This window comes from Halorubrum sp. CBA1229 (assembly GCF_003721435.2).
Classification (GTDB): Archaea; Halobacteriota; Halobacteria; order Halobacteriales; family Haloferacaceae; genus Halorubrum.
This window is the reverse complement of the sequence record NZ_CP054585.1, coordinates 1,088,038-1,104,900: the sequence shown is the minus strand read 5'-3', so window position 1 is coordinate 1,104,900 and position 16,863 is coordinate 1,088,038. Positions and strand designations below refer to the sequence as shown.

The 16,863-nt window shown below is 69.7% G+C and carries 16 protein-coding genes; 10 read left to right on the top strand and 6 right to left on the bottom strand.

The features are described 5' to 3' along the window. Nucleotide 1: 1 nt before the first annotated feature. The 3 genes from Hrr1229_RS05480 to Hrr1229_RS05470 all read left to right on the top strand — a co-directional run bounded on the left by Hrr1229_RS05480 (nt 2) and on the right by Hrr1229_RS05470 (nt 2,724). Entirely contained in the window at nt 2–1,423 is a 1,422-nt protein-coding gene (locus Hrr1229_RS05480) for a V-type ATP synthase subunit B (protein WP_123113825.1), read from the top strand. Nucleotides 1,424–1,545: 122 nt separating this feature from the next. Further along, a complete protein-coding gene (locus tag Hrr1229_RS05475) occupies nt 1,546–2,247 on the top strand; it encodes a V-type ATP synthase subunit D (RefSeq protein ID WP_123113826.1) in 702 nt (233 codons plus the stop codon). Between the two features lie 72 nt (nt 2,248–2,319). Next, nucleotides 2,320–2,724, top strand: a complete 405-nt coding sequence (locus Hrr1229_RS05470) for a DUF6276 family protein (protein WP_123113827.1) — start codon at nt 2,320–2,322, stop codon at nt 2,722–2,724. Nucleotides 2,725–2,769: 45 nt separating this feature from the next. Here the strand turns inward: Hrr1229_RS05470 and Hrr1229_RS05465 are convergent, their stop codons facing one another. Then, on the bottom strand, nt 2,770–3,132 hold the full coding sequence (locus Hrr1229_RS05465; protein ID WP_123113828.1) for a hypothetical protein: 363 nt from the start codon (nt 3,130–3,132) through the stop codon (nt 2,770–2,772). Nucleotides 3,133–3,255: 123 nt separating this feature from the next. On the opposite strand from Hrr1229_RS05465, the gene Hrr1229_RS05460 reads away from it, so the two are divergent. The 4 genes from Hrr1229_RS05460 (at nt 3,256) to Hrr1229_RS05445 (ending at nt 8,992) form a co-directional block, all read left to right on the top strand. Next, entirely contained in the window at nt 3,256–4,641 is a 1,386-nt protein-coding gene (locus Hrr1229_RS05460) for a deoxyribodipyrimidine photo-lyase (protein WP_123113829.1), read from the top strand. 64 nt (nt 4,642–4,705) lie between these two features. Further along, on the top strand, nt 4,706–5,977 hold the full coding sequence (gene ilvA, locus Hrr1229_RS05455) for a threonine ammonia-lyase (RefSeq protein ID WP_123113830.1): 1,272 nt from the start codon (nt 4,706–4,708) through the stop codon (nt 5,975–5,977). A 420-nt stretch (nt 5,978–6,397) separates the two neighbouring features. Continuing rightward, nucleotides 6,398–7,906, top strand: a complete 1,509-nt coding sequence (gene cysS / locus Hrr1229_RS05450; RefSeq protein ID WP_123113831.1) for a cysteine--tRNA ligase — start codon at nt 6,398–6,400, stop codon at nt 7,904–7,906. A 102-nt stretch (nt 7,907–8,008) separates the two neighbouring features. After that, nucleotides 8,009–8,992 carry a hypothetical protein gene (locus Hrr1229_RS05445; protein WP_123113832.1) on the top strand — a complete coding sequence of 328 codons (984 nt, stop codon included), beginning with the start codon at nt 8,009–8,011 and terminating at the stop codon, nt 8,990–8,992. A 95-nt stretch (nt 8,993–9,087) separates the two neighbouring features. Here Hrr1229_RS05445 and Hrr1229_RS05440 read toward each other — a convergent pair whose 3' ends face one another. The 5 genes from Hrr1229_RS05440 to Hrr1229_RS05420 all read right to left on the bottom strand — a co-directional run bounded on the left by Hrr1229_RS05440 (nt 9,088) and on the right by Hrr1229_RS05420 (nt 11,901). Next, nucleotides 9,088–9,369, bottom strand: a complete 282-nt coding sequence (locus tag Hrr1229_RS05440; protein WP_123113833.1) for a hypothetical protein — start codon at nt 9,367–9,369, stop codon at nt 9,088–9,090. A gap of 55 nt (nt 9,370–9,424) precedes the next feature. Next, nucleotides 9,425–9,700, bottom strand: coding sequence for a winged helix-turn-helix domain-containing protein (locus tag Hrr1229_RS05435; RefSeq protein WP_123113834.1), 276 nt, complete (start codon nt 9,698–9,700; stop codon nt 9,425–9,427). Nucleotides 9,701–9,802: 102 nt separating this feature from the next. Beyond that, nucleotides 9,803–10,303, bottom strand: a complete 501-nt coding sequence (locus Hrr1229_RS05430; RefSeq protein WP_123113835.1) for a fasciclin domain-containing protein — start codon at nt 10,301–10,303, stop codon at nt 9,803–9,805. Nucleotides 10,304–10,500: 197 nt separating this feature from the next. After that, complete coding sequence (gene pheA, locus Hrr1229_RS05425; protein ID WP_123113836.1) at nt 10,501–11,307, bottom strand: prephenate dehydratase; 807 nt, start codon at nt 11,305–11,307, stop codon at nt 10,501–10,503. A 42-nt stretch (nt 11,308–11,349) separates the two neighbouring features. Continuing rightward, complete coding sequence (locus tag Hrr1229_RS05420) at nt 11,350–11,901, bottom strand: hypothetical protein (RefSeq protein ID WP_123114907.1); 552 nt, start codon at nt 11,899–11,901, stop codon at nt 11,350–11,352. Between the two features lie 127 nt (nt 11,902–12,028). Between Hrr1229_RS05420 and Hrr1229_RS05415 the strand changes: the two genes are divergently transcribed. The 3 genes from Hrr1229_RS05415 to Hrr1229_RS05405 all read left to right on the top strand — a co-directional run bounded on the left by Hrr1229_RS05415 (nt 12,029) and on the right by Hrr1229_RS05405 (nt 16,848). After that, nucleotides 12,029–12,898 (top strand): CbiX/SirB N-terminal domain-containing protein, encoded by an 870-nt coding sequence (locus Hrr1229_RS05415; protein ID WP_123113837.1) that lies wholly within the window; start codon nt 12,029–12,031, stop codon nt 12,896–12,898. Nucleotides 12,899–12,900: 2 nt separating this feature from the next. Beyond that, nucleotides 12,901–14,094, top strand: a complete 1,194-nt coding sequence (locus tag Hrr1229_RS05410; RefSeq protein ID WP_123113838.1) for a DR2241 family protein — start codon at nt 12,901–12,903, stop codon at nt 14,092–14,094. 159 nt (nt 14,095–14,253) lie between these two features. After that, nucleotides 14,254–16,848 (top strand): DNA topoisomerase, encoded by a 2,595-nt coding sequence (locus Hrr1229_RS05405; protein WP_123113839.1) that lies wholly within the window; start codon nt 14,254–14,256, stop codon nt 16,846–16,848. Nucleotides 16,849–16,863 lie beyond the last annotated feature (15 nt).

The window sequence follows — 16,863 nt, the reverse complement described above, 5'->3', positions numbered from 1 at the left end:
CATGAAAGAGTATCAGACAATCACCGAGATCAGCGGCCCCCTCGTGTACGCCGAGGTCGATGAGGCGATCGGCTACGACGAGATCGTCGAGATCGAGACGGCACAGGGGGAGACGCTGCGCGGACAGGTGCTCGAATCCTCGGAGGGCGTCGTCGCCATCCAGGTGTTCGAGGGCACCTCCGGTATCGACCAGAACGCGTCCGTCCGCTTCCTGGGCGAGACGATGAAGATGCCCGTCACCGAGGACCTCCTCGGGCGGGTCCTCGACGGCTCCGGCCGCCCGATCGACGACGGCCCGGAGATCGTCCCCGAGGAGCGGCAGGACATCGTCGGCGCGGCGATCAACCCCTACTCCCGGGAGTACCCCGAGGAGTTCATCGAAACGGGCGTCTCCGCGATCGACGGGATGAACACCCTCGTTCGCGGCCAGAAGCTCCCGATCTTCTCCAGCTCCGGCCAGCCGCACAGCGAGCTGGCGATGCAGATCGCGCGGCAGGCGAGCGTGCCGGAAGAGGAGGAGGGCGACGACGAGGAGAGCTCCGAGTTCGCCGTCATCTTCGGCGCGATGGGGATCACGCAGGAGGAGGCCAACGAGTTCATGCAGGACTTCGAGCGCACCGGCGCGCTGGAGCGCTCCGTCGTCTTCATGAACCTCGCGGACGACCCCGCCGTCGAGCGGACGGTCACCCCGCGCATGGTGCTCACCACGGCCGAGTACCTCGCCTTCGAGAAGGACTACCACGTCCTCGTCATCCTGACGGACATGACCAACTACTGCGAGGCGCTCCGCGAGATCGGGGCGGCCCGCGAGGAGGTTCCGGGTCGACGCGGGTACCCCGGGTACATGTACACCGACCTGGCGCAGCTGTACGAGCGCGCCGGGCGGATCCAGGGCCGTGAGGGGTCGGTGACGCAGATCCCGATCCTCACGATGCCGGGCGACGACGACACCCACCCGATCCCGGACCTGACCGGGTACATCACGGAGGGGCAGATCTACGTCGACCCCGACCTGAACAGCCAGGGCCTCCAGCCCCCGATCAACGTGCTTCCCAGCCTGTCGCGGCTGATGGACGACGGGATCGGCGAGGGGCTCACCCGCGAGGACCACGCCGACGTGAAAGACCAGATGTTCGCGGCGTACGCGGAGGGCGAGGACCTGCGCGACCTCGTGAACATCGTCGGTCGCGAGGCGCTCTCGGAGCTCGACAACAAGTACCTCGACTTCGCGGACGCCTTCGAGTCGGAGTTCGTCGACCAGGGCTTCGACCAGAACCGCGACATCGAGGAGACGCTCTCCATCGGCTGGGACCTGCTCTCGATGCTCCCGAAGGACGCCCTCAACCGGATCGACGAGGAGTTCATCGAGGAGCACTACCGCGAGGACGACTCCGAGCGCAAGGTCGTCGAAGCGGCAGACTGACGCGGCTCTCTTTCCGCTTTTTCGCCCTCGATCAGCCGCGGCGCCGGTCGGCGCCGATCGCTCGCGACACGTCACGACTGAAAAGAATTATCCGCCTCGGAGCGGAACGTTCCCCCAATAAGATGGCCAAGGACGTCAAACCGACGCGGAAGAACCTGATGGCGATCGAGGACCGCATCGAGCTCTCCGAGCGCGGTCACGACACCCTCGAACAGAAGCGTGACGGCCTCATCATGGAGTTCATGGACATCCTCGACCAGGCGCAGGACGTCCGCTCCGACGTGTCAGAGACGTACGACACGGCCCAGCGCAAGATCGACATGGCCCGGGCGATGGAGGGCGACGTCGCCGTCCGCGGCGCGGCCGCGGCGCTGAAAGAGCACCCGGAGATCACCACCCAGTCGAAGAACATCATGGGTGTGGTCGTCCCGCAGATCGAGTCCTCGAAGGTGAAGAAGAGCCTCGACGAGCGCGGCTACGGGCTGCTCGGCTCCTCCGCCCGGATCGACGAAGCGGCCGACGCCTACGAGGAGCTGTTAGAGAAGATCATCCTCGCGGCCGAGGTCGAGACGGCCATGAAGAAGATGCTCACGGAGATCGAGACCACCAAGCGCCGCGTGAACGCCCTGGAGTTCACGCTCCTCCCTGGCCTGTACGAGAATCAGGAGTACATCGAGCAGAAGCTCGAAGAGCAGGAGCGCGAGGAGATCTTCCGCATGAAGAAGATCAAGGCCAAGAAGGAAGAAGAGGAGAAAGAGGAAGAGGAGGCGGCCGCGGCCGAGGCCGCCGCGGCCGAGACCGAGGAGCCGGAGCCCGCGGACTGACTGCCCCCCGACCGACCGCCTCCGCGTCCCGCGCCGTCCCACCGATCCGCCGTCTCATCCATCTCGCTTCGCATGTCCTGTCCCCGCTGTGACGCCGACCTCGTCGCCTTCGACGTGCCGCCCGCTCTCCGCGAGCACGCGCCGGCCGCGACGGCGGCGATCTGCACCCGCTGTCTCCGGACGTTCGCCGTCGGCGAGGGCGACGACGCCGTCGCCGACATCAGCGCAGAAATGGCCACTGACCCCGACTTCTCCGCGGTCGACCCCGCGTTTCCCGACGGCGAGGCGGGCGTGGCGCTCGCGCTCGTTTGCGGGCTGTTGGAGTCGTTCGCGCTCAACCGCGCCTCGATCGAGGCGCTCGTCGAGCACGCGGAGCTGTCGGGCGCCGACGCCTTCGCCTTCTTCGAACGGCTCGACGCCGCGGAGGCCGCCTTCGACCTCGACCGGCGGCGGGCGGCGCTGCTCGACGTGCTGTGAGGCTCCCGCCGGCCGCGGACGATCCCCGAGGCTCGCGGCCGACGTTCAGTTCTCGTCGAGGTCGACGCCCGGCGGGTCGTCCCACTCGCCGCCGTCGTCCTCGTCGTCGTCGGCCTCGGTCCCTGCCGGCCCGAGCGGCTTCTCGCCGCGCCGCCGCTCGTGGACGGCGAGGCCGGCCTTGCGCGCGTCGCTCCCGCCGGCGTACGGGTCCTCTGACGGGTCGTACGACTGCTCGTCGCGCTCGAAGAGGTACGCGAAGAGGCCGAACAGCGGGACGACGAAGGCGATGAGCGCCCACTTCTCGCGGTTCATCCCGTGTTTCGGCGCGTCGACGTAGACGTACGCGGCGAAGCCGACGAGCCACGCGAGCGGGACGCCGACGAGGATGGCGATAACGAGCGGTTCCATACCTTCGCTTCGGGCTCGTCGGCTTAAGCGCACGGGTGGATTTCGGGTGGAGCGCTGTCGCGGCGGCGCCGGGACGCGGTCCCCGGCCGAAGGACACTATCCGGTCGAGCCCGTACCAGTCTCATGCAGCTGTTCTGGCACCGACGCGACCCGCGCACCCGTGACAACGCCGGGCTCGCGGCGGCCGCACGCGCGGGGGCTGTCGTCCCCGTTTTCGTCTACGACGACGACCTGTTCGGCACGGTGGGGGCGCGCCAGCGCGCCTTCTTCCTCCGCCACGTGAAGCGGTTGGAGGCCCGCTACCGGGAGCTCGGCAGCGACCTCGTCGTCCGCGCGGGCGACCCCGAGGACGTCCTGGTCGGTCTCGCCGACGAGCACGGCGCCGAGATCGTCTTTTATAATGAGTACTACCGCCCGGCCCGACGCAATCGGCAGCGGGCGGTCGAGGACGCGCTCGCGGACGCCGGGGTGGCGACAGACGCGCGGACCGACGCCGTCTTGGTCGATCCCGGACGCTTGGCGGAGCGCTACGCCAACCACAGCCGGTTCCACGACGACTGGGAAGCCGTCCCCAAGTCCGGCCCCTACCCGGAGCCCGACCCCGAGTCGCTCGCGGCCGTACGCGACGGGAAGACGGTCTCCGAGCCGGACGCCGACATCGACCTCCCGGCGGCGGGGTACGAGGCCGCCCGCGATCGGTTCGACGACTTCCTCGAGCACGGGATCGCGTCGTACAACGACACCCGCGACAACCTCCGGCGCGCCGTGGCGGCGCCCACCCACGCGGTCTCCCGGCTGTCTCCGTACCTCGCGACCGGCGCGATCGGGATCCGCAAGGTGTGGGCCGGCGCGAGCGACGCCTCCGAGGCCGTGACCGGCGGCGACCGACGCAACGTCGACAAGTACCTGTACGAGCTGTCGTGGCGCGAGCAGATGTACCACCTGCTCTACTACAACCCCGACCTGGGAGTGTCGAACTACAAGTCGTTCCCGAACGAGATCACGTGGCGCGACGACGACGCGGCGTTCGAGGCGTGGACGCGCGGCGAGACCGGCTACCCGCTCGTCGACGCCGGGATGCGCCAGCTGAACGCGGAGGGGTACGTTCACAACCGGCCGCGACAGGTCGTCGCGAGCTTCCTCACCAAACACCTCCTGATCGACTGGCGGCGGGGGGCGCGCTACTTCACCAAGCAGCTGATCGACCACGACTACGCCTCGAACCACGGCGCGTGGCAGTGGACCGCGTCCACCGGCACCGACTCGGTCGACGTGCGGATCTTCGACCCGGTGAGCCAGATGAGCAAGTACGACGACGGGGCGCACTTCGTGAAGGAGTACGTCCCCGAACTTCGCGACGTGCCCGCCGGGAAGGTCGTCGACTGGCCGACGCTCTCGCACGGCGAGCGGGAGCGACTCGCGCCCGACTACCCGCACCCGATCGTCGACCGGAACGAGGGGTACGAGCGCGCGCAGCGCGTCTTCGAGGAGGCGCTCGGGAAGCGGTAGCGACCGCCGATATCGGCGTTCCCCATCCGAGTCCTTTTGAGCCGGTCTCGCGAACACCGCCGTCATGTCCTCCGTCACGATCACGGACGTCGAGGCCGCCGCGGACCGGACCGGCGCGACCGATATCGTCCAGCGGACGCCGGTCGAGCGGAGCCGGTCGCTGAGCGAGCGGTGCGGCGCCGACGTCCGGCTGAAGATGGAACACCTCCAGCGCACCGGCTCGTTCAAGCCCCGCGGCGCGTACAACGCGATCTCGCTAGCGGTCGCCGGGGGCGCCTCGGACGAGGACGCCGGCGACGCCTCCGGGATCGACCGCGTGGTGGCCGCGAGCGCGGGCAACCACGCGCAGGGGGTCGCCCTCGCCGCGGCCGACGCGGGGATCGACGCGACGATCGTGATGCCGGAGTCGGCGCCGGCGGCGAAGATCGAGGCGACCCGCGGGTACGGCGCCGAGGTCGTGCTTCGCGGGAGCGCGTTCCCGGAGGCGATGTCGCACGCCCGGACCTTGGTCGACGAGCCGGGGGTCCGGTTCGTCCACGCGTTCGACGACCCGGACGTCGTCGCCGGCCAGGGCACGCTCGGGCTGGAGGTGCTCGACCAGGTGCCCGCGGTCGACACCGTCCTCGTCCCGGTCGGTGGCGGCGGGCTCGCGGGCGGGGTCGCCACCGCAGTCAAGGCTCGCTCGCCGGAGACGCGGGTGGTCGGCGTCCAGACCGCGGGCGCGTCGACGCTCTCGGAGAGCCTGCGGGCGGGCGAGCTCGTGACGCGCGAGGAGCCGGACACCATCGCGGACGGGATCGCGACCGGCGGGCTGAGCGAGCTCACCTTCGGGCTCTTACGGGAGCATCTCGACGACGTGGTCGTCGTCAGCGACGACGACGTGGCGAACGCCATCCTGCTCCTCTTAGAGCGCGCGAAACAGCTGATCGAGGGCGCGGGCGCGACCGCGGCGGCCGCCCTCCTCGACGACGACGTCGTCGCCGAACTCGATCTGGCCGGTGAGACGGTGGTGCCGCTGCTCTGCGGCGGCAACATCGACGTCACGACGCTGAAGGAGGTGGTGACCCACGCGCTGGTCGACCGCAATCAGCTGATCGAGCTGTCCGTCCGGATCGACGACACCCCGGGGACGATGGGGGAGATCGCCACCCTGATCGGCGCGGAGCGCGCGAACATCCGGACGGTGCGCCACGAGCGCAGCCGGCCGGACCTGCCGGTCGGCGACGCCGACCTCGTGTTCGAGGTGGAGACCAACGGCCCGGCCCACGTCGACCGCGTCCTGAAATCGGTGCGCGAGGCGGGGTACGAGGTCGAGTGGACGACGCAGGAAGGGTGAGGTTGGGTCGTTCGTTTATAAATCGAACTGCGGTGGCGCGCGCCTCCGAGCGCCCTGATAAGGGCGCGAGGAGCGCGTGCGAGTGAGTCGAGAGCGAAGCGGGCGACCGAAGGGAGCCCCGAGCGAGCGACGAGGTTGGGGAGGCGTGAGGTGCGGTGCTGTGCGGGGCGGGACTCAAAGGGGCAGTCGCGAGGACGAAGCACACCGACGGAAGCACCGCAGCGAGGGAGCGGTAGCGACCGAGCGAGGAGCGCAACGAGGTGCGCGAGTCCTCGCGGCTGGGGCTTTGGCGGTGTTCGCTGGCGGTCCGTCGTTAATGCCGATTATTTATAAACGAATACGGGACCACTCAGTGTGCTCGTCACCGTACCCTCGCGCGATCCGACGATTTAAAACTCTCACCCCGGCAATCACCCGCTAATGAGTCTCGTCGTTACCGACACCCTGGCAGACGAGCGCGTCGAGTTCACGGCCGACGGCGACGTCACGCTGTACGTCTGCGGCCTGACGGTGTCGGACGACCCTCACCTCGGGCACGCGCGGCTCTGGTTCCACGCCGACGTCCTCCACCGGTGGCTCGACCACCTCGGCTACGACGTGCGCCACGTCGAGAACGTCACCGACGTCAACGAGAAGATCACGGCCCGCGTCGGCGAGCGCGACGAGTGGACCGCCGAGCGCGACGTGGCCGAGGCGTTCACCGCGACCACGTTCGACGCGATGCGCGGACTGAACCTCCTGCGCGCGGAGGTGTATCCCCGCGTCACCGAACACGTCCCGGAGATCCGCCAGCTGGTCGAGACCCTCGTCGAGAAGGGGTACGCCTACGAGTCGAACGGCTCCGTCTACTTCGACGTCACGAGGTTCGAGGCGTACGGCAAGCTCTCGAACCAGGACGTCGACGAGCTGGAGGCGCAGGGCGAACCGGACGAGCGGTCGGAGAAGCGCAACCCGTCGGATTTCGCGCTGTGGAAGGCGGACGGCGTGAGCGAGACCGCCGCGCGCGAGCACGCGAAACACGACCACGGCGACGCCGTCCCCGAGGGCGAGACGTGGGAGTCGCCGTGGAGCGAGGGCCGCCCGGGGTGGCACGTCGAGTGCTCGGCGATGTCGACGACGCACCTCGGCGACACGCTCGATATCCACATGGGGGGCCGCGACCTCGTCTTCCCCCACCACGAGAACGAGATCGCGCAGTCGGAGGCGGCGACCGGGGAGACGTTCGCCCGCCACTGGCTCCACGTCGGCCTCCTCGAGATGGAGGGCGAGAAGATGTCCTCCTCGATCGGCAACTTCTGGACCGTCCCGGACGCCCTCGACGAGCTCGGCGTCAACGTGATCCGCACGTTCTACGCCGGGGCCGCCTACCGCTCAGAGCAGGCGCTCACCGAGGAGACGATCGCGGAGGCCGAGGAGCGCTGGGAGCGGCTCTCCCGGACCTACGACCGCGCCGTCGACGCGCTCGACTCCGTCGACGCCCGCGCGAAGGCGACCGACGACGAGCTCCGCGAGGCGGTCGAGACGGCCCGCGACGACTTCGCCGCGGCGATGAACGACGACCTGAACCTCCGGGAGGCGACCGCCGCGCTGCTGGAGCTCACCGACGCGGTGAACCGGCACGTGGACGGGGCGGGCGGGAGCGTGACCGGCGACGACGAGTCGGGAGCCGCCTACGACTACCGCGCGCTCCGCGAGGCGGTCGAGGCGTTCGAGGCGCTCGGCGGCGACGTGCTCGGGCTCCAGTTCGAGACCGAGACCGACGGCGACGTGGAGCTGGCCGGCGAACTGGTCGAGCTGGTGCTGGACGTGCGCGAGGCCGAGCGCGACGCCGGCAACTACGAACGCGCCGACGACCTCCGCGACGCGCTCAGCGAGGTCGGCGTCGAGATCGAGGACGGGCCGGACGGGGCGACGTACCGGTTCGAGTAGTCGTCCGGTCGAGTCGTCGACGGTATCGCGACTACGACGGTCCGCCGAAGTTTTATAAAGTGTATTGTCAAATGTCAACATACACCAAGGAAGGCGATCCGTATGAACCGGCTCAAACGCTACTACTGGTACGTCAAGAGTCAGCTCCGGACGATAGCGCTGTACTGCCTCGCGTACCTGTTCGGCGGCGGGCTGATCCTGTCCGTCCTGGACGCCATCGGGGGAGGCGACGTCATCAAGAGCATCGCGACGGTCGTGTTGTCCGTAGGGTTCCTGGCGCTGACGGGACGCACACTGTACTCGCGCGAGCCGCCGGGGGAACTGGAGATGCTGGTGAAACGCGAGGACTCGCCGAATGCGACGAGGATCGTCGAGCTGCTCGAGGGAAACCCGTCGGTCGATCGGGAGACAGCGGGGACGCTGGTCGACAGCCTGTTCGACGCGACCAGGAACCCGGGGAGGCGAAGCAGCTTCTGGTCGCAGCTCGACTGCGGGGACGGGGAGCTGTACGAGCGCCTGTTCGGCCTCTACTCGCAACACCGGAAGGAACGCCTGCTGCTCGTCGTCGAGCGATTGGCGCGTGACGCCCCGCTCGAAGCCAGGGCGTACGAGGAGACGCTGTTGGGGGAACTGGACCCGGACCGCGAGAGGGAGGCCGTCGCGCTCGACGACTGGCGGCCGCGACACCAGTACTTCTGGACGATCCCGGCCCTCGTCCTGGCGCACGTCAGTCGGGAGCTTCCCGGAAGCGCGGAGCGATACGCCCCGAGGGTCGTCGAGATGCTCGACCCGCAAGGGGACGAGTCAGAGCTGTGGGGAGTGCTCGCGTTGGGGGAACTCGCCGCCAACGATGGGCGCGCGAAGGAGGCGGTCCGGGACCTCCGCGACTCGAGGGTGGGGGCGCTGCGGAACGCGGCCGGCGAGATCCTGTCTCACTACGAAGAGACCGACCGGCCGTATCCGGCCGGCCGACGTCTCGACGAGTTCGACGTCGAGCACGAGGAGAAGTATCAGGAGTGGAGAAAGGAGGCGAACCGGGCCAGAGCCGACTCCGGACCGGACGAGTGGTGGGAGGACGACTGGTGAGGACGAGCGGGCCGTCGGCCGGTCGGGCACGAACCGGTTCGCCCGGACACGCGTCGGATCGAGACGGTGGACGGCGACGATCGACCGTGCGTGACTCAGTCCCAGGTCACGTAGACGAGGAAGGCGATCCCGACGAACTCGAGGATCTGGAGGTACATCATCGCCCGGACCGCCGGCGTCGACATCTGCGGCGGGTTGAGGTAGTAGAACAGCGCCAGCGCGTTCTCGGCCAGCAGGAAGAGCGCGAACACCGCCGATCCGAGCGTGTGCTTCGACCGGATCTCGAGGTAGTTCCGCCCCCAGATGCCGACGAGGACGAGCAGCAGCAGGATGTTCACCGCCGCGGCGACTCGCGCCACGTCGAGCGTGAGGGTCATTCCGCGCCCCCGTCGATTCCGCCGTCAGTCGTTGCGTTCCAGGTTCGAGTCATGCTCACTCCACTTGATCGACGATCTCCTCGACGGTCTCCCAGTGATCGCGGGTGCGGTCGGTCGGGAGGTACACCGCACCGTAGCTCTGTTCGGTGCTCTCGACGACGTCGTTCTCCTCGAGGACCTCGAGGTGGTGTCTGACGGTCTTGTACGCGAGGTCGAGGTCCTCGGCGAGCTGGTTGGCGTTCCGCGGCCGTTCGTCGAGCGCCCGGAGCAGGCGGGCCCGATTGGGTCCACCGCGGGTCCCGGCCAACACCTGCCAGAGCACCGGCTCCATCGACTGAAGGCAACGACGGTGTGGCATATAAACGCGTGGATGGCCGTACCACGCTGGCGGAGGGCGCGAACGTCGACGGGGACCATCTGGTGCGTCGACCCGCTACGGCAGCAGCACGCCGTCGATGACGTGGATGATGCCGTTCGACGCCTCGATGTTCGTGTCGACGATGTCGGCCTGGTCGCCGTTGAGGTCGGTGCCGTCGACGTCGACCTTCGCGCCGTTCAGCGTCGGGACGCTGTCGGCGTTCACGATCGAGTTCGCCTTCCGGCGGCCGGGGACGACGTGGTACGTGAGGATGTTAGCCAGGGCCTCGTCGTCGACATCGTCGAGACTGTCGGCGCCCAGCGCCTCGAGAGCGTCCCCGAACGCCTCGTTGGTCGGTGCAAACACGGTCAGCTGGCGGTTCCCGCTCAGCGTCTCGACGAGGCCCGCCTCCTGTACCGCGGCGACGAGCACCTCTAGACGCTCGTCTCCGCTCGCCACGTCGACGACCGTGTCGCCCTGACTCGGCGGCTTGGCCGCTCCCGTGCCGACTCCACCGAGCAACGCTACTGTTCCCGCGCCGACGCCCTTCAGTACCGTCCGTCTGTTAGCGTTCATGGGATGTACCCACCGAGACAGATGTTTCAATATGTATTTACTTATTTGGTGAAAGTAACCATACTTCCGCATCAAAGAGGCCCGAATTAGCCCGCATTTCGTCGCGAGTCGAACGTCGACGTGCCCCGGCAGTGCGGGGGGAGCTCAGGACCGGTTCCGGGGCGTCTGGGGGCTTCCGAGACCCGGTGGGAGATCCCCTACTCCAGCACGTGCTCGGTGTCGTACGAGCCGAGCACCTTCACCCACCCGTTGTCGGCGATCGCCTCGACGTCCCCGACGGCGGCCGCCATGTGGTCCTCGTAGAGCCCGGCGTCGACGTCGAAGTGGAAGAGGTAGTCGCCGAGGCGCTCGCCGCTCGGCCGCGACTCGATCCGCGAGAGGTTGAGGTTGCGGTCGGCGAACGCCTCCAGCAGTTCCAGCAGGAGCCCGGGGTAGTTCGCGTTCGGGTAGACGATGAGGGTCGTCTTCCCGCCGGCGTCGGAGCGCGCGGACTCGGGGGCGACGACGAGGAAGCGGGTCGCGTTGGAGGTACGGTCCTGGATGTCCTCGGCGAGGATCTCGAGATCGTCGCCGGCGTTGTCCGGGTGCCCGATCCCGGCGATTCGGGAGTCCTCGCGGGCGCGCTCGACCCCGCGGGCGGTGGAGGCGACCGCTTCGAGGCCGGCGTTCGGGTAGTTGGCCTCCAGCCAGTTGCGGCACTGCGCGAGCGCCTGCGAGTGGCTGGCGACGACCTCGAACTCCGACCCCTGCGCGAGGAGGGCGTGCCGGATCGGGGTGACGACCTCGCGGGTGACCGCGACGTCGAAGTCCGCCAGCGCGTCGAGACTCTCCGTGACGGAGCCCTCGATGCTGTTCTCGATGGGGACCACCCCCCGCTCGAACTCGCCGGCTGCGACGGCGTCGACGATGGCGGTGACCGACTCGCGGAACGACACCTCGGCGGCGACGGCCCGCGCCGCACGGTGTGAGTACGTGCCGGCGGGACCGAGGGTGACGGCGTTCATCGACTCTACCTATCAGACGATATTAAAAAAGCATGCGGGGTCTCATCCGTCCGCGCCGCCGGCTCCGTCGGTCGGCACCGCCGCCAGCGCCGCCTCGACGACCCGGACGGCGGTCGCCCCGTCGCGCCGGCCCACGACGACGACGATCGCGTCCCCGGCGACCCCCGCGGCCGCGACGGCGACGCCGACGGCGTCGAGGCGGCGGAGGACGACTGCGAGCGCCGCGGCGTCGACGTCGCCGGTCGCGAGTATCGCCGTGTCGCGCCCCTCGGAGACGACCGCCGCGCCGCCGACGCGGAGGAGTGGGTCGGCGTCGACGGAGTCGTCGTCCTCGGGACCTTCGACCACCCCGACCCCGCTCCGCATCGACACGCTCGCGGCGCGCTCGGCGGTCGCGTACGCCGGGAGCTCCTCGCGGAACCGGCGGAGCGCGGTCGCGATCGCATCGGTGTCGGCGTCGCCGTCGCCACCGAGGTCGGCCTCCTCCGCGAGCCACTCGGCGGCGGCGCTGTGGTTCAACGCGCCCGCGCGGAGCGCGTCGAGGACGAACGGGCGGGCCCGGGCCGCTTCGCGGGTGTCGGCTGCCAGCGACATGGTCCGGACTGCGGCGCGGGCCGGCATGGCGATTTCGGTCGGCGGGCGAGGCAGGCGAGACGCGGTCGGCTTCCCGCGAACCCGTACGCTCCGAAGTCCCTAAGAGCGGCGCGCCCCCAGCATGGGTATGCAGTCGCTCGTCATCGTCGCACACGGCTCGCACCTCAATCCGGAGTCGAGCGCGCCGACGTACGACCACGCGGACACCATCCGCGCGACCGGCGCGTTCGACGAGGTGAAGACCGGCTTCTGGAAAGAGGAACCGCACTTCCGGGAGGTGCTCCGCACCGTCGAAGGCGATGAGATCTACGTCGTCCCGCTGTTCGTCTCGGAGGGGTACTTCACCGAGCAGGTGATCCCCCGCGAGCTCCGGCTCGACGGCTGGGACGTCTCCGAGTGGGGCTCCGACGGCCTCTCCGCGGATCAGGCCACGCTCGTCGCCGAGGACATCGGGCGGGAGGTCCACTACTGCGGCCCCGTGGGGACCCACCGCGCGATGACCGACGTGATCGTCCGACGCGCGGAGTCGGTCACCGGCGACCCCGACGTGGGCGAGGAGTTTGGGCTCGCCGTCGTCGGCCACGGCACCGAGCGCAACGAGAACTCGGCGAAGGCGATCGAGTACCACGCCGACCGGATCGCCGAGCGCGACCGGTTCGACGAGGTGCAGGCGCTGTACATGGACGAGGACCCCGAGGTCGACGACCTCCCGGAGTTCTTCGAGAGCGACGACGTCGTCCTCGTCCCGCTGTTCATCGCCGACGGCTACCACACGCAGGAGGACATCCCGGAGGACGTCGGGCTCTGCGAGGACCACACGGAGGGGTACGACGTCCCGACCGAGGTGGACGGCACCCGGGTCTGGTACGCGGGCGCCGTCGGCACCGAGCCTCTGATGGCCGACGTCGTCTTGGAGCGCGCGGCCGACGCCGGCGCCGACCTCGGGACCGCGCTCGACGACGTGCGCGAGACCACCCGCGTCGCCACGGGGGACTGACCGTGGCCGACCCCGCCGCGGATCCGGCAGCGCTCGCCGCCGAGTCAGAAGTTCCCGACATCGACCTGCCGAGCGACGCCTTCGACGCGGTCATCGACGCGCTCGGCGACCACACCCCCGGGGATCCGCTCCGGTTCGAGGGGTTCAGCGTGGCCCCGGACCTCCGGGGCGACATCGACGAGGACCGGTACGTCCTCGCCGACGGCGACCGCCGCACCGGGCTGACGGAGGGCGAACTCCACGAGGCGCTCGCCGAGCGCGCCCCCGCGGTCACGGACTGGTACGTCTTCGCGCGCGTCGTCGGCGAGTTCGGCCCCCGTCGGGCGTTCCTGCGCTGGCTGGAGGACGCCGACGGCGCGACGGTGGCGACCCGATACGCCGCGCTCGCGGAGGGGATCGAGCGCGCGTGGGGCGAGCTGCGGATTACGGCCACTCTCACCGACCGCGGCGAGCGCCGGTACGACGTACGCCACACCGACGACGCCGGCGTCCCGGTCGACGAGCTCGACGCCCACGAGGAGCCGCTCGACGCCCGCGATCTGGTCACGTACGACGAACAGGGACGGTACCGCCCCCTCAAGACCGCGCCGTCGCTCGCGGGCGGGTGGGTCTTCCCCGACCTCGGCCCGCGGGACGCCTACGAGGCGGTCGAGACGATCTACCCCGCGACGGTCGCCAACTGGCACCGCGAGCGCGAGGGCGAGCTCGACGTGAACCACTGGAGCGAGACGATGGAGCGCCAGTCGGGCATCTACGGCGTCGTGAAGACGTGGGACCGCGGGGAGGGGCACGAGCACGTCGACTGGGTCGCGGAGGCGTGCTGTGACGACTCGCAGTGCCTGAAGCGCCGCGAGTGGGAGTACGACGACGAGACCGACCTCGACGTCGACGGCGGCGACGGCGTCTTCCCCTGCCGCGAGCCCTGCTCGGTGGTCGTCTCGGCGGCCCGCAAGTGGACGCGACTGGAGAGCGAGGAGCCCCGAACGTACGAGTTCGACCTGACGCCGAGCGAGAAGGAGCAGGTGGAGGACATCATCGAGGCGGTCGCCGACGGGCGGGTCGACGAGATCCGCGAGGCCGACACGAAGGAGGGCGCGAACCGCTACCGCGCGCGGTTCCTCCGCGCCAAGCTGTTCGACGAGGACGGGAACCTCGGCGGCGTGCCGACGGAACCGGACGAGGACGACGAGGAGTAGGGCGCGCTCGACGAGCGGTCCGTCTCCGCGACCGGCCCGGCTCGACGAGCGGTCCGTCTCCGCGACCGGCCCGGCTCGACGACCGGCCTACAGTACGCGCGCGCGATCTTAAGTTGTGTCACGAAACCTTTAGACGGGAGAGCGGCCTACCGCAGGGCAATGAGTCGCGGCCCCGAACTGATAATCACGGAGAAGGACAACGCGGCGCGCCGGATCGCCGAGATCCTGAGCGGCGAGTCCGCGACGACGGAGCGGCAGAACGACGTCAACGTGTACAAGTGGGGCGGCAAGCGCTGCATCGGCCTCTCGGGCCACGTGGTCGGCGTCGACTTCCCGGCCGAGTACAACGACTGGCGCGACGTCGAGCCGGTCGAGCTCATCGACGCGCCGGTCACGAAAGAGCCGACGCAGGAGGGGATCGTCGCGGCGCTCCGCAAGCTGGCCCGAAACGCCTCCCGGGTCGTCATCGCGACCGACTACGACCGCGAGGGCGAGCTGATCGGCAAGGAGGCGTACGAGCTGGTGCGCGAGGTGAACGAGGACGCCCCGATCGAGCGCGTCCGCTTCTCCTCGATCACCGACAACGAGGTCAACGAGGCGTTCGCGAACCCCGACGAGCTCGACTTCGATTTAGCGGCCGCGGGAGAGGCCCGCCAGGTGATCGACCTCACGTGGGGCGCGGCGCTCACCCGCTTCCTCTCTTTATCCGCCCGCCAGCTCGGCGACGACTTCATCTCGGTCGGCCGGGTGCAGGGCCCGACCCTCAAGCTGATCGTCGACCGCGAGCGCGAGATCCAGGCGTTCGACCCCGAGTCGTACTGGGAGCTGTACGGGAAGCTGACGAAGTCCGGCGGCGACCCGTTCGAGGCGCGCTACTTCTACTTAAACGACGAGGGCAACGAGGCCGAGCGCGTCTGGGACGGCGACGTCGCCGAGGTGCTCACGGAGGCGCTGGCGGCGGCCGACGAGGCCGTCGTCGACGACGTGCGCCGCCGGACCCGCACCGACGACCCGCCGACTCCGTTCAACACCACGGCGTTCATCCGCGCGGCGGGCTCGCTCGGCTACTCCGCCCAGCGCGCCATGTCGCTCGCGGAGGACCTGTACACCGCCGGCTACGTCACCTACCCGCGGACGGACAACACGGTGTACCCCGAGGACTTGGAGCCCCGCGAGCTGATCGAGGAGCTCTCGGCCGCCTCGACGTTCGGGACGGACGCGAAGAGCCTCCTCGACCGGGCGGAGATCGAGCCCACCGAGGGCGACGAGGAGACGACCGACCACCCGCCGATCCACCCGACCGGTGAGCTTCCCTCAGCCTCTGACCTCTCGGAGGACGAGTGGGAGGTGTACGAGCTCATCGTCCGCCGCTTCCTCGCGACCTGCGCCGAGCCGGCGACGTGGGAGCGGCTCCGCGTCGTCGCGCTCGCGAACGGCGAGGCGACCGACATCGCCCGCCGCGCGGACGGGACCGCCGCCCTCCGGAACCCGGAGGAGGCGAGCGGCCCGGCCGACCTCGCCGCGGACGGCGGGCTCCGGTTGAAGGCGAACGGGAAGCGCCTGCTGGAAGCGGGCTACCACGACGTCTACCCGTACCGCTCCAGCGACGAGCGGATCGTCCCCGACGTGGAGGTCGGTGAAACGCTCGCGCTCGACGGTCGCCGCACGGACGCGAAGGAGACCCAGCCGCCCCGCCGGTACGGCCAGTCCCGGCTCATCGAGGAGATGGAGAAGCGCGGCGTCGGCACGAAGGCGACCCGCCACCGCACCCTCGAGAAGCTGTACGACCGCAACTACATCGAGAGCGACCCGCCGCGGCCGACCCGGCTCGCGGAGGCGGTCGTCGAGGCGGCCGAGGAGTTCGCCGAGCACATCGTCAGCGAGGAGATGACCGCCCAGCTGGAGCGCGACATGCAGGCGATCGCGGCCGGCGAGAAGGGGTACGACGAGGTGACCGAGGAGTCCCGCGAGCTGCTCGACCGCGTGTTCGAGGACCTCACCGAGTCCCGCGAGGCCGTCGGCGATCACCTCCAGCAGTCGCTGAAGGCGGACAAGACCCTCGGCCCCTGTCCCGAGTGCGGCTCGGACCTGCTCGTCCGGAAGTCCCGGCAGGGCTCGTACTTCGTCGGTTGCGACGGCTACCCCGACTGCGAGCACACCCTCCCGCTCCCCTCCACGGGCAAGCCGCTCATCTTAGACGAGACCTGCGAGGAGCACGACCTCCGCCACGTGAAGATGCTCGCGGGCCGGAAGACGTTCGTCCACGGCTGCCCGCAGTGCAAGGCCGACGAGGCCGACGACCAGGAGGACGAGGTGATCGGCGTCTGTCCCGACTGTGGTGAGGAGCACGGGGGAGAACTCGCCATCAAACGGCTCCGCTCCGGCTCTCGGCTCGTCGGCTGCACGCGCTACCCCGACTGCGACTACTCGCTGCCGCTCCCCCGCCGCGGCGAGATCGAGGTCACCGACGAGACCTGCGAGGAGCACGGCCTCCCGCACCTCCGGGTCCACTCCGGCGACGAGCCGTGGGAGCTCGGCTGCCCGATCTGCAACTACCGCGAGTTCACCGCCCGGCAGGAGGGCTCCGAGCTCCAGACGGTCGAGGGGATCGGCGAGAAGACCGCCGCGAAGCTGCAGGACGCCGGCGTCGACGGCGTCGACGCGCTCAAGTCCGCCGACCCGGACGACCTCGCGGCCGACGTCGACGGTGTCGGCGCCGACACCGTCCGCGACTGGCAGGCGAAGGCAGACTGAGACGGCCGCGCTCGC

Bases quoted from the DNA above. Each gene is read 5' to 3' on its own strand.
- Hrr1229_RS05480 (WP_123113825.1), top strand. From the start codon at position 2: ATGAAAGAGTATCAGACAATCACCGAGATCAGCGGCCCCCTCGTGTAC.
- Hrr1229_RS05475 (WP_123113826.1), top strand. From the start codon at position 1,546: ATGGCCAAGGACGTCAAACCGACGCGGAAGAACCTGATGGCGATCGAG.
- Hrr1229_RS05470 (WP_123113827.1), top strand. From the start codon at position 2,320: ATGTCCTGTCCCCGCTGTGACGCCGACCTCGTCGCCTTCGACGTGCCG.
- Hrr1229_RS05465 (WP_123113828.1), bottom strand. From the start codon at position 3,132: ATGGAACCGCTCGTTATCGCCATCCTCGTCGGCGTCCCGCTCGCGTGG.
- Hrr1229_RS05460 (WP_123113829.1), top strand. From the start codon at position 3,256: ATGCAGCTGTTCTGGCACCGACGCGACCCGCGCACCCGTGACAACGCC.
- ilvA (WP_123113830.1), top strand. From the start codon at position 4,706: ATGTCCTCCGTCACGATCACGGACGTCGAGGCCGCCGCGGACCGGACC.
- cysS (WP_123113831.1), top strand. From the start codon at position 6,398: ATGAGTCTCGTCGTTACCGACACCCTGGCAGACGAGCGCGTCGAGTTC.
- Hrr1229_RS05445 (WP_123113832.1), top strand. From the start codon at position 8,009: ATGAACCGGCTCAAACGCTACTACTGGTACGTCAAGAGTCAGCTCCGG.
- Hrr1229_RS05440 (WP_123113833.1), bottom strand. From the start codon at position 9,369: ATGACCCTCACGCTCGACGTGGCGCGAGTCGCCGCGGCGGTGAACATC.
- Hrr1229_RS05435 (WP_123113834.1), bottom strand. From the start codon at position 9,700: ATGGAGCCGGTGCTCTGGCAGGTGTTGGCCGGGACCCGCGGTGGACCC.
- Hrr1229_RS05430 (WP_123113835.1), bottom strand. From the start codon at position 10,303: ATGAACGCTAACAGACGGACGGTACTGAAGGGCGTCGGCGCGGGAACA.
- pheA (WP_123113836.1), bottom strand. From the start codon at position 11,307: ATGAACGCCGTCACCCTCGGTCCCGCCGGCACGTACTCACACCGTGCG.
- Hrr1229_RS05420 (WP_123114907.1), bottom strand. From the start codon at position 11,901: ATGTCGCTGGCAGCCGACACCCGCGAAGCGGCCCGGGCCCGCCCGTTC.
- Hrr1229_RS05415 (WP_123113837.1), top strand. From the start codon at position 12,029: ATGCAGTCGCTCGTCATCGTCGCACACGGCTCGCACCTCAATCCGGAG.
- Hrr1229_RS05405 (WP_123113839.1), top strand. From the start codon at position 14,254: ATGAGTCGCGGCCCCGAACTGATAATCACGGAGAAGGACAACGCGGCG.